The following is an 11943-nucleotide window of genomic DNA, read 5'->3' as shown; positions in this document are numbered from 1 at the left end:
GGATACCGTTAGGCTGCTGTTCAAACAGGAATTCCGGTGTGATTTAGTGGAGAGCTTTAGCTCTGTTCGGCCATTTTCGGCCTCCGCTACGCTTGGAAATCTAAAAACGGTAGCCATAAAAAACAAATCTTAATCAATTACAGAAAGCCGTCGGTTTGCCGATGCACTAATCACAGTTTAGACGAATGGAAATAGCAATCATGGCCGGACAGCTCATTTTGGGCCTGTCAATTTTAGTTGGTCTGCACGAGTTGGGGCACTTATTAGCAGCAAAAGCGTTCGGCATGCGGGTGGAGCAGTATTTCATCGGTTTTCCGCCGAAGGTCTGGAGCATCAAACGGGGTGGCACCGAATATGGTCTTGGGGCAATCCCGCTCGGCGGTTTTGTAAAAATTACGGGCATGATCGATGAGTCGCTCGACACGAAGTCGATGCAGCACGAACCGCAACCCTGGGAATTTCGCTCGAAACCGGCCTGGCAGCGATTGATCGTCATGCTGGGCGGTATTATCATCAACATCATCACCGGTATTGTTATTTTCGTTGCCCTGACCTACAAAAATGGCGAAACGTATCTTTCGGCCCGTGATGCCAAATACGGTATTGTAGCCTACGATTTAGCCAAAGGCATTGGCCTGAAAACGGGCGATAAAATCGTTCGGATCAACGGAAAACCGTTTGAAGATTTCAGCGACGTCCGTAGTTCGGAAGTCTTTCTGGGTTCCGATAGTTATTATACCGTGGAGCGGAAAGGGGCCGACGGAAAAATTGAAGAGGTCACGATCGATATTCCGAACGATTTTATCGATAAACTATCTGACAAGAAAAATGCCGGTCAGTTTATCGAAGCGATTCAGCCATTCCGGGTTGGTGAACTGGTTCCGGGAATGCCGGCCGAAAAGGCGGGCTTGAAAAAAGGCGATGTCATCACCGCCGTCAATGGCAAGCCAACGCGCTTCTATCACGAGTTTCAGGAAATTGTAAAAGCGAATGTCAACAAACCCATTACGCTCACCGTACAACGACCCGCTGTAAGTCAGCCGGTTACGCTCAAAACAACCGTTACGGACAAAGGCCAGATCGGTTTTGGTGCCGAAACGCTCCTGAAGAAAACGCACATCGACTATACCTTTGGCCAGGCCCTTACGAAAGGTACGGAACAGGCTTTTGGTGTAGTTTATGACAACATCAAAGGATTTGGCAAGATTTTCCGGGGCGATGTTTCGGCCTCAAAGGCGTTGAGCGGCCCCATTGGAATTGCGCAGAATCTGTTCGGAGGCATCTGGGAGTGGGATCGCTTCTGGTTTGTAACGGGCCTGTTGTCGATGGCGCTGGCCTTCATGAACGCCCTGCCTATTCCGGCACTGGACGGTGGCCACTCGACGCTGCTGCTCTACGAAATCGTGTCGGGCCGTAAGCCCTCTGACCGGTTTCTGGAAGGAGCGCAACGGGTTGGTATGGTTATTCTGCTGGGTTTGATGGCGTTTGCAATCTTCAATGATGTATTTAAAGCGGTTTTTTAAGTTATTACACAGAGTTGATCAGAGAAAATCAGAGTTTATCAGGGAAAAGTCTTTTTTAACTCTGATTTTCTCTGATCAACTCTGTGTAATAACTTTTTTATTACTTACTGCCAGCCGACCGGCGCACCCGGTACACACCAGCATCACGCAAATGCAGTATAATACGGCTGAAAAGGCATTTGAGGTGAGCCTGCGGGTGTTTACGGATGATCTGGAAGATGTGCTAACGAAGGAAAATAACAACCAGCGGGTGCGGCTCAGTGATAAAGACGCCAATGGACCACTGGTTGAACGCTACATCCGCAAGCACTTCAACCTGACGAACGCTCAGCATCAACGAAAACCGTATCGTTTTCTCGGAAAAGAACAGGAAGTGGATGCCACCTGGATTTATATCGAAATTCCTTATACCGAACCGATTGAGGGTAGTTTGCTGCAACAGTCGCTCCTGATGGATTTGCACGATGATCAGATGAACTTAGTCAATGTGACGTATAAGTCGGAGAAGAAAACCGTCCTGTTTAAGAAAAGTAATTCGCAGCAGGTATTGACCTGGTAGCAACTGGTTATCATTAGGTCACGGTATTGGTCTTCTGTACGTTTTGAGTTTCATTTGCTTTTTTGTTACTTGTATCGATACAGACAATTCTGCCTGTTTTTTGCACACCAGACGTTTGGCATACCCCTTGCGCTAGTTATCAATCTTTGTTTCTTAGTACCTATTAAGCCTGTGTGATACATTAAGACTGTCAGTTTGGCAGGCACCTGATTATGAGTGTAAACAGTAAATATGATACCCAATTGTGGTTGGCGGAGTCGGATCTGGACAATCTCGAAATTGTTCCGCTGGGGTCAGCGGATGATGCCGACGACGACTATATTGTACCGAACGACCTGTCGATCTTACCTGTACGGAATACCGTCCTTTTTCCGGGTATGGTCATTCCGGTAACGGTGGGGCGGCAGAAGTCTATTAAACTGGTCAAAAAAGCGTACAAAGGAAACCGCATCATCGGTGTCGTGGCCCAGTCGAACCAACAGAAAGACGAGCCGACGGCTGATGACCTCTACCGCCTGGGAACGGTTGCCTACATTATCAAGATGATTACGTTGCCCGATGGAAACATTACCATCATTATTCAGGGCAAAAAACGATTTGAAATCGTTAATTTCCTCCAGGAAGAACCGTATCTGACGGCCAACGTCCGCCAGATCGACGACCATTTTCCGAGCCCAAACCGGAAAGAGTCGAAAGCACTGATTCAATCGCTGAAAGAATCGGCGTATAAAATTTTGCGGTTAAACCCGGAAATTCCCCAGGAAGCCCGAATCGCGCTGGATAACATCGAAAGCCCCATGTTTTTGATGCATTTTCTATCGTCGAATATTGAAGGCGAAGTAGCCGACAAGCAAAAATTGCTGGAAACGACCGAGGGCGCCCAACAGGCCACTCTGCTGCTCGAATTCATGCTGCGGCAAATCCAGTTGCTCGAACTCAAACGCGAGATTCAGACCAAAGCCAGTTCGGACATTGATCAGCAGCAGCGCGATTATTTCTTGCGTCAGCAAATCAAGGTGTTGCAGGATGAGCTCGGCATGGACAGCCCCGACCGCGATCTGGAAGAAGTCCGGATGCGGGCGGCCCGTAAAAAATGGACCCCGGCGGTGCAGGCTCACTTCGATAAGGAGTTGAATAAACTGCAACGGATCAACCCGATGGCACCCGAATATCCGGTGACGATGAATTACATCGAGTTGATGGTTGACCTGCCCTGGAATGAATATTCAAAAGATAATTTTGACCTGAAACGGGCACAGAAAGTCTTGGACAGCGATCACTTTGGTCTTGAAAAAGTGAAGGAACGGATGATTGAATACCTGGCCGTTCTGAAACTGAAAAATGATCGGGCGTACGAAGGCATGAAAGCACCAATTCTGTGTTTGTATGGCCCTCCGGGCGTCGGAAAAACGTCGCTTGGACGGTCGGTTGCCAAAGCCCTGGGCCGCAAATACATCCGGATGGCGTTGGGTGGTGTTCATGATGAAGCCGAAATTCGCGGCCACCGGAAAACGTACATTGGTGCCATGCCCGGCAAAATCATCCAGAATATCAAGAAATCCGACTCTTCAAACCCGGTTTTTATTCTGGACGAAATCGACAAAGTGAGCTCCGATTTTCGGGGCGATCCGTCGTCGGCCTTGCTCGAAGTACTCGATCCGGAGCAGAACTCGACGTTTATTGATAATTACCTTGAAGTCGAATACGATTTATCAAAGGTATTGTTCATTGCAACCGCCAACTCCCTCGACACGATTCACCCGGCCCTGCGCGACCGGATGGAAATCATCGAATTGACCGGTTATACCGTTGAAGAGAAAATTCAGATTGCCAAAAAATACCTCATTCCGAAACAGCGGAAAGAACACGGACTGAAACCGAAAGATCTGATGGTCGATGATAAGGCCATTCAGCGGATCATTGAAAGCTACACCCGCGAGTCCGGCGTTCGGAATCTGGAGCAGAAAATTGGCGCACTGGTTCGCAAGATCGCCAAATCCATTGCGCTGGAAGAAGACTATCCGAAAACCATCAAACCGGCGGATGTTCTGAAAATGCTGGGGGCCGAAATTTTTGACCGCGATCTGTATTCCGACGACGATATTGCCGGTATTGTAACCGGTTTAGCCTGGACGCAGGTCGGTGGCGAAATTCTGTTCATCGAGTCGAGCCTGAGTCGTGGCAAGGGCAACCTGACGCTTTCGGGTCAGTTGGGCGATGTCATGAAGGAATCGGCGGTAACGGCGTTGTCGTATCTGAAAGCGCATTCTGACCAGATTGGGCTGGACTACAATGTCTTTAATCACTACGATCTGCACGTTCACGTTCCGGCCGGCGCAGTACCGAAAGACGGTCCTTCGGCGGGCATTACGATGCTGACGTCGATGGCGTCGATTTTCACCCAACGCAAGGTTCGGCCTTATCTGGCGATGACGGGCGAGATCACCTTGCGCGGAAAAGTGCTGCCGGTGGGCGGTATCAAAGAAAAAATTCTGGCGGCCAACCGGGCGGGTGTGCGGGAAATTCTGCTTTGCTCGAAAAACCGGAAAGACGTGGAGGAAATCAACCAGAATTACATCAAAGACCTGACCATTCATTACGTCGATACGGTCGATCAGGTGCTGGAAACGGCGCTGCTGCCCCAACAGGTTTCCAAACCGATGAAGTTTGTGTTTCCTAAGGAGAAAGAAAAAGAGAGCGAACCCGTTCCGACCACCGTGACGGTTTTGTGATCGAAGTGACCAGTTGAAATTTCTTGTTTTTACTGAGCCGGGCAAAAAAGAGAGGTCGTCAATTGACGACCTCCTTCCTTTTTTAACCTAACTAGTTCCTTTTATTTTAATCGACATCCCAGAACAGGCGCGTGCTAAAGGCATCGATTGTGCCCTGGGCCGTTACATTGGCACCGTTCGAACCCGACTCGGTATTCGGATAATAGAACCGGACCGGGCGTTTGGCATCCGCTACCTGAACACTTTGCGGAAGAACCGGCAGGTTGGTCCGGCGGTATTCTGTCCAGGCTTCCAGCCCGCTGAAGTTTGTCAGGGCAATCCATTTCTGAATCGCGATGGCCGTCAGCTTATTCGTAGACGCATCCCAATCGTAGTTTTCGATCTTGCTTCCCTTGAAAGCCGCAGCACCGGCAACATTTGCGCCCAGAATGCGGAACGACTGCACAATGCCTTCTTCAAAATACGATTTAGCAGTTCCCGGCAGTGTGACATCGGTAAACCGTTGTTTAGCCTCAGCCAGCAGGAATTGAATCTCCGTGGCAGTCATCAGAATCGACGGGCGGTTGAATTCTCCCTTCACAATCAGGCTGGGCCCTAACGATGTGGTGTTGGCGGGTAAATAGCCTGAACTAACGCCGAAGGGCGTACCGGAGTAATTTGCCGAGATTTCTTTTTGCACACTTGTGCCCGGCACGGTTCCATTTTCTCCCCCATTGGCATAAGCAATCCGCTTCATCCGCAGGGTGTCGCCGGCGGCTTTCAGCCCATCGATCAAAAACTTGGTGGGACGCGGGAAGTTGTTCAGGGCTCTTTTGGCCCCATTGGCGTCGTAGCCCCAGCGGTCGTAAACCCCGCTCAACTTTCCGGCAGTGGCCAAAAAGAAAGAAGGCCCGCCCACACCGACATCTTCACCCGTAATAAAGCCCGAACCTTCAGTTACAATCTTATTGATTTCGGTCTTGATATAGGTTTCTTTTCCTGCCACTTTAGACTGGCGAATCAGAATCCGCATCTTTATCGAATTGGCAAACTGGGCCCATTTGGTAGTGCTGCCTTTGAAGACGATATCGGACCCCGTAAAGGCGCTGGCAAAGGGATTGGCTTTCAAATCGACAATCGCTTCATCCAGCAGCGTAATCAGCGACTCATAAACCACCTTCTGATCATCGAATTTTGGCGCCAGCACTTCACCACCTTTCAACGCTTCGGTATACGGTAAGTTGCCATACATATCCACCAACTGTTGATACAACATGGCTTTCATTACCTTAGCCGGGCCTTTCAGGTATTTCTGGTTGTTGGCATCGGCATTGTTGATTACATACTGGTAATCTTCCAGGTTATCGTAGTAGGCATCCCAGTACGTAAAATCACCATTGGTAAAGTTGTAGGCAAAAATGGTTGTATTGATAATATACCCATTTCCCTGCGACCACTGGCCCGACCAGTAGGAGCCCACTTCGTTGGGCTGGTTTCCGGTTGCGCTATTTCCGTTCAGGTTCGTAGCCGTCGTATTCAAGGCATTTGTGAATACAAAGCTGGGCGATGCCGTTGGCAATACGTTCGGATTGGTATTGATATCCAGAAAAGATTCCTTACAGGCACTGCCAAGGAAGGCCACAAAGGCAAATATGAAGAATGATTTTAGTTTCATGTCAAGACAATTTCAGTGAGTACTAAAATGTAAGGTTGATGTTTACCCCATACTGCCGCACGGGCGGAGTCTGGCCGGTTGTGTTGATACCCACGCTATTGGCGGTGGTCATACCCGGAATGGCGGTAGCACCCGGAGCCTGGTTCCCTACGTTACTAAACTCAGGGTCCGTGTAATAATTGAGTTTATCCACGATGGTGAACACATTCCGTCCGTAAATGGAGATGCTGGCACCGGACAGGAACTTCGTCTTCGTCAGCAGATTGGATGGAAGGCGGTATGACAGGTTGATATCCCGCAGTTTGATAAACCAGCCCGGTGCCACGAAGTTCTCGGAGATCAGCCGGTAGTTATCAACCCAGAGTCCGTATTCAGCCTCGCGGACATTGACTGTCGTGTTCGGAACGACGGTTTTGCCGTCCGTATCCAGATACGCCGAGTTCGGGTAAATGTGGGGTGTGCGGTCTTCGGTCCATTTACCGGTTCCGGTGAAGGTCATCTGACGGCCTAAGTCGCTAAACATATAATTGCCACCGCGATACTCGAAGTTGAACGTAAAGCCAAAATTGCCGTATTCCATTTTCGATCCCAAACCGGCAATATGCCGTGGTAACACCCCGCCTTGCGTTGATAAAGCTGCATTCCGCAGGGGATAACCGGTTGTTGAGTTCACCAATACGCGGCCTGAACCATCCGGAGCATACTGGTATCCATCGGTTTTCAGCATCGGGAACCGTGAGCCTTTAATTACGTTCGTATTGGCATACGCAAACGTATTATTGAGCTGGAATTCATTCACGCCCGGATACAGGTCAACCACTTTGTTATCGTTGTAGGAATACCGAACGCTGGCATCCCAGGAGAACTTGCCTCCTCTGGCAATCAGATACTTCAGTTCGGCCTCGTATCCCCAGTTTTTGGTTTCACCTACGTTAATCAACAGGTTATTGAAACCGGTCGAGTTCGGGACTTTAACGGTAATCACCTGTCCTTTTGAGGTTTGCGAATAGGCCGATACGTCGATGTTGACACGGTTGTTGAACAACTGGAACTCACCACCGATTTCGGTAGAGTAAACAATCTCCGGTTTCAAGTTGGCATCGGGCAACACGTTACCAACCGACAGACCAACTACGTTGCCATAGGGGAAGTTTGCGCCGTTGTTATACGCCAGATCCAGGCCGTATAACGGAATGTTGTCATTGGCATTTTTATTGGCGTTCAACCGGATTTTGGCGTAGTTCAGCACATTGCTTTTAAGCGTAGGAAACGCATCGGTTGCAATGAACGAAAGGGCCGCGCCGTAGTACGGATACGACCAGGTGTTGGCTGCGCGGGTGGGCTTGTAGAACCGGGACGTCGCATCGAAACGGAATGTACCGTTCAGAATCAGCCAGTTTTTGTAATTCATGGTTAAGTCAGCGTAGTAACCAAACCGGCGTTCCTGTGAGCTGATTTCCCCCCCCTGCAATTCGCCCTGGCGGTTGGCTACGTTATACACATCCGGCACCACGATTGAGCTTGAGCCGACCCCAATGGCTTTGGTTGTTTTTTGGTAAACGCTGTTTCCCAGAATCAATTTGTTCGAGAGCGGGCCAAAATCTTTCGTCAACTGAATCAGGAATTCGTTATTGACGACGTTTTCCGTCCCTGAATAGTCCAAAACAGAACCGAGTTGGTCGGTGATGGCGCGGTAAACACCCGTGCCGTCACCATCCCGGTAGAAGGGAGCCGGAATGAAGGCCTTGGTTTTTGCCCAGTCAGAATACAGAAATTTACCCGTGGTATTTTTACCCGTCCGTGAATTGTTCATTACCCCCAAGCGCTCGGTAAACATCAACCAGGGCGTCGGCTTGAATATCAAACTTACATTCCCGTTCAAGTTGGCATCCTTATACTTCATCCGTTGGTTATCGGCATTGAAATACGGGTTGTTGTAATAATCGTTATAAAAACCGTTCGGGTTAGCAAACCGGTTGGTCTGCCAGTCGCGCAGGTCTTTCAAGGGCAGGTTGGCCGGCTGGTTCAGCACGTCGTTGTAGAAATCCGCTGAGGTCCGGTCATACGCTGCCTGAGTAAAAGCCGCGTTAAAGCTGGTCGTCAACTTGCCGTATTCTTTGGTAGCCGACAAACGGGCACCGGTCCGATCGCTTTTATCATGCGGTACAATCCCGTGCACAGACTGATTTTCAATCGACATGTAGAACGAACTGGTTTCGTCGCCCCCGGAAAAATTAACCTGATTGTTCATCGATATACCGGTATCGAACGCTTTCCGGCGGGCATTTTTGATGGCCGAATAAGGCAGCATATATTGTCCGCCATCTTCCGTGGTCCGGCCCTGCATCCGCATGGAGCCATCGAACCGGTCACCATACTGCTGGTTTTCGTACGAGCGCCAGTTGTCTTTCATCCGCTCCAGGTAGTCGGTTTTATAACCCGCGCCACCAAAAGACGTGGCATAGTGCGAACCGGAGCCAAACTGATCCTGAAGCTTGGGCATGAAGCTGATCTGTTCGAAGTTCGTACTGTTCGAATACGAGACTTTCAGCTTTCCTTTAGCCCCCCGCTTGGTGGTAATGATCAATGCACCGTTGATACCGGCCGATCCGTACAAGGTTGCCGCCTGGCCACCTTTCAGGATCGAGATGCTCTCGATATCATTCGGGTTGATGATCGCCAACACCGTTGAGGTAGTTTGCATACCGTCCAGAACCACGAGGGCTTCGTTATTACCCGTCAATGAACGATAGCCCCGTAAAACGACCTTTACGGCCGGATCGACGCTGTTATTGACGTTATAAACCGCCAGACCCGTTACTTTTCCCGAAAGCGCCTGCGCCAGTTGGGGAGAACGGCCTACAGTAACGTCTTCGGTGCTTACTTTTGAATACGCGTAGCCGATTTCCCGCTGGTTTTTCCGGATGCCCTGGGCCGTCACCACAATCTCCTGTAACTGAGACACATCAGATTTCATTACTACGTCAACCTTGGTCTGGTTTTCGATGGTAACGCTGTGATTGAGGAAACCAATAAAGCTGAACTGCAAAACCGTCCCTTTCGAAACACTAATCTGATACGTTCCATCACTGCTACTCGTGGTTCCTTTCGTAGAACCTTTAATGACAACGTTCACGCCGGGAAGGGGAGAACCGTCTTCAGCGGCAGTTATTCGGCCCGATACGGAGATATCCTGCGCCAATAAAGGCAAACAGAACACGAAAGACAGTAGCCAGCTACTGAGTAGAAATCTTTTCATAATAGGACTATAGTTAGTTTGGTTAATTAAAAAAGGAAAAGCAAATCGCAATTTTTTACGGCAACAGCATCCCGGAAAATGCCGCGCTCGGTATACAACAGGTATTCGTGAATGCGATACTGGTACAGATTCCACAGGGCACCCCAACCCGACAGCCCCGTTTGTGGCTATTGCGCTGCGGCCCGGTATCGGTTTATACCCAGCGCAGGCAACCCGCACGCCCGGCTAACCCGGATCTACGCCAAGTCAACGCCATCCGAGTCGGCTGGACTACAGACCGTTGGCTTTAAATGCACGGGTTATCGGTACTGTTGGTAAAAAGTGTGCTTACGTGCCCACTACTACGGGCCGGCAAAAGAGAGTCATTCGTTCCGGAACTGAGTTTCTCCGGTAAGGGTCTTAACTGAGGAGGAGATTCGGCTATTGTACCGGCGGGGCACAACCCGTTAAGTAGTAAAGTTTTTTTCATGTTTTAGCCTAGGTTAATGAATAATAACCGCCAATATACAAAATATAATATCAGCCTATATTGTTACTACCAAAATTTTATTCGCCCATCTTATATAATCGTAAAATCCTATGTTGACCAATTCTTAATTTAAGAAATAATTGAACTTTAGCTATTTTCGAAACGGCGGCAAGCAGCCGTACATAAAAAAAGGCTTCCTCTCCGCACGTGCGGAGAGGAAGCCTTGAAATGTACTATTTCTACGAAGTCTGCTTATGGCTTATCCCACCAAACCCGGGTATACTGATCGTCTTTCCCCTGGCTGGCAATAACGGCATTGTAATTAGTCGTGTTCAGCGTTCCTTCGGTCGAAACCGGATAGGCCAGACGACGGGGAATGGCCGTGCCGCCATTTAATGGCGAAGCCGCCGGTTTCAGCACCGGGAAGCCCGTCCGGCGCCATGAGTTCCAGGCTGATGTTCCTTGATTGAACAAAGCAATCCAGCGTTGGGTCGCAATCAGCTCGATTCCTTTGGCGTCCGTATAGGCGACATCCGGCTGGGCGATGTAGGTTTTGTAAGCCGCTTCAGTGTAGTTTGCACCCATCCACTGCTGCAACGAAGCCTGAATAGCCGATTCGTACAACGCTTTGGCATCGCCCGTTATCCAGCCCAGTTTGGCCGCTTCGGCCTGAGCAAACAGCACTTCCGCATACGTAACGATATTGGCCGGGGCGTTTTGCGCCGAAACGGTTGACGCAGCCAGCGAGAAGTTCTGAGCGGGACCTGCTGCCGGGAAAACCGCATACGGAGCACCGACAAATTCGCCTTTCTGGTTGGGAGCCGCTATATACGGCAGACGAGGATCGCTCACTTTCTTGAGGTAATCGACAAACGTGCTGCTGACCGCAAAATCTTTCCGGTTGCTCCGTACGTAGTTGGTATACAACGGATTTTCGTTGTTGGCATCCGCCAGAAAGGTGTACTTAACATTGTCGGCATTCGATGCCAGCACCCCGGCGGCCACAGCCGCAGCAAATTCGGTTTTGCCTTTTGTTGGATCAACTTTCGACAGTTGGAGCGCAGCCAGCATCCGCTGGGTGGCGGCAAACTTTTTCCAGCGGGCCGCACTTCCGCCCAGCAGAATATCACCCTTCACGGCTGTTCCGGCATCAAACTGAGCCGCGGCTTCTTTGTATTCTTTAAACAGGTCGTTGTAAATATCCTGCTGTTTATCGAATGCCGGCGAGAAGTTCTGATCACCTTTCAAAGCCTGCGAATACGGAATATCACCCCAGCGGTCGGTAATCCATTGAAAAATGTACGCTTTCAGAATCCGGGCGATGGCAATCTGGTTGTTGTTCGACCCGTAGGCGGCTACACTGGCTTTCGTAGCGGCATTGGTATTCTGATCGATAATGGCTTGCAGGTTGACCAGTGGCCCGGCGTATAAACCGTTGTAGCTAAAATTGATCGTTTTATACCGTGAATCCTCAATATACGTTACATCCGAAAACTGTTGGACGTATAAAGCCGGTGTGATGTTGAACCCAGCCGGTCCAACCTGGCTGTTTATCGTTCCAACCGTCCGCATGGCATTCGTAAACAAACTGGCCGTGTTGGGTAACAACGGACTGTTTGGGTTTACGTTCATTTCCTCAAAGTCTTTACAGGCGACTGTTGTCAGCATCAGGCCTGCAAAAAGAATGGATTTATACAATTTCATGATGATCTGTTTTGGACTGTTTGTTGTGATTTGATAGTTCAGG

At 49.6% G+C, this 11943-nt stretch carries 6 protein-coding genes; 3 read left to right on the top strand and 3 right to left on the bottom strand.

Annotated elements, in window-relative coordinates; translation table 11 throughout:
• The first annotated feature begins 185 nt into the window (after positions 1-185).
• The 3 genes from rseP (at position 186) to lon (ending at position 4814) form a co-directional block, all read left to right on the top strand.
• Positions 186-1523: an RIP metalloprotease RseP gene (gene rseP, locus EHT87_RS20215; protein ID WP_124908478.1), complete on the top strand. Its 1338-nt coding sequence runs from the start codon at positions 186-188 to the stop codon at positions 1521-1523.
• The gene (locus tag EHT87_RS20210) at positions 1498-2082 is read left to right on the top strand and encodes a DUF6702 family protein (protein WP_310587564.1); all 585 of its coding nucleotides are present in this window, start codon (positions 1498-1500) and stop codon (positions 2080-2082) included. The genes rseP and EHT87_RS20210 overlap by 26 nt, the downstream gene beginning before the upstream one ends.
• Before the next feature lie 212 nt (positions 2083-2294).
• Entirely contained in the window at positions 2295-4814 is a 2520-nt protein-coding gene (lon, locus tag EHT87_RS20205; RefSeq protein WP_124908476.1) for an endopeptidase La, read from the top strand.
• A 106-nt stretch (positions 4815-4920) separates the two neighbouring features.
• On the opposite strand, the gene EHT87_RS20200 is transcribed toward lon, so the two are convergent.
• From EHT87_RS20200 to EHT87_RS20190, 3 genes are all read right to left on the bottom strand, one after another.
• Positions 4921-6468, bottom strand: a complete 1548-nt coding sequence (locus EHT87_RS20200) for a SusD/RagB family nutrient-binding outer membrane lipoprotein (protein WP_124908475.1) — start codon at positions 6466-6468, stop codon at positions 4921-4923.
• Between the two features lie 22 nt (positions 6469-6490).
• Complete coding sequence (locus EHT87_RS20195) at positions 6491-9727, bottom strand: SusC/RagA family TonB-linked outer membrane protein (protein ID WP_124908474.1); 3237 nt, start codon at positions 9725-9727, stop codon at positions 6491-6493.
• A gap of 721 nt (positions 9728-10448) precedes the next feature.
• Complete coding sequence (locus tag EHT87_RS20190; protein WP_124908473.1) at positions 10449-11900, bottom strand: SusD/RagB family nutrient-binding outer membrane lipoprotein; 1452 nt, start codon at positions 11898-11900, stop codon at positions 10449-10451.
• Positions 11901-11943 lie beyond the last annotated feature (43 nt).

The organism is Larkinella knui, from assembly GCF_003858645.1.
Classification (GTDB): Bacteria; Bacteroidota; Bacteroidia; order Cytophagales; family Spirosomataceae; genus Larkinella; species Larkinella knui.
Note: the sequence above shows the minus strand (reverse complement) of the source record. Positions and strands in the feature narration are given on the sequence as shown.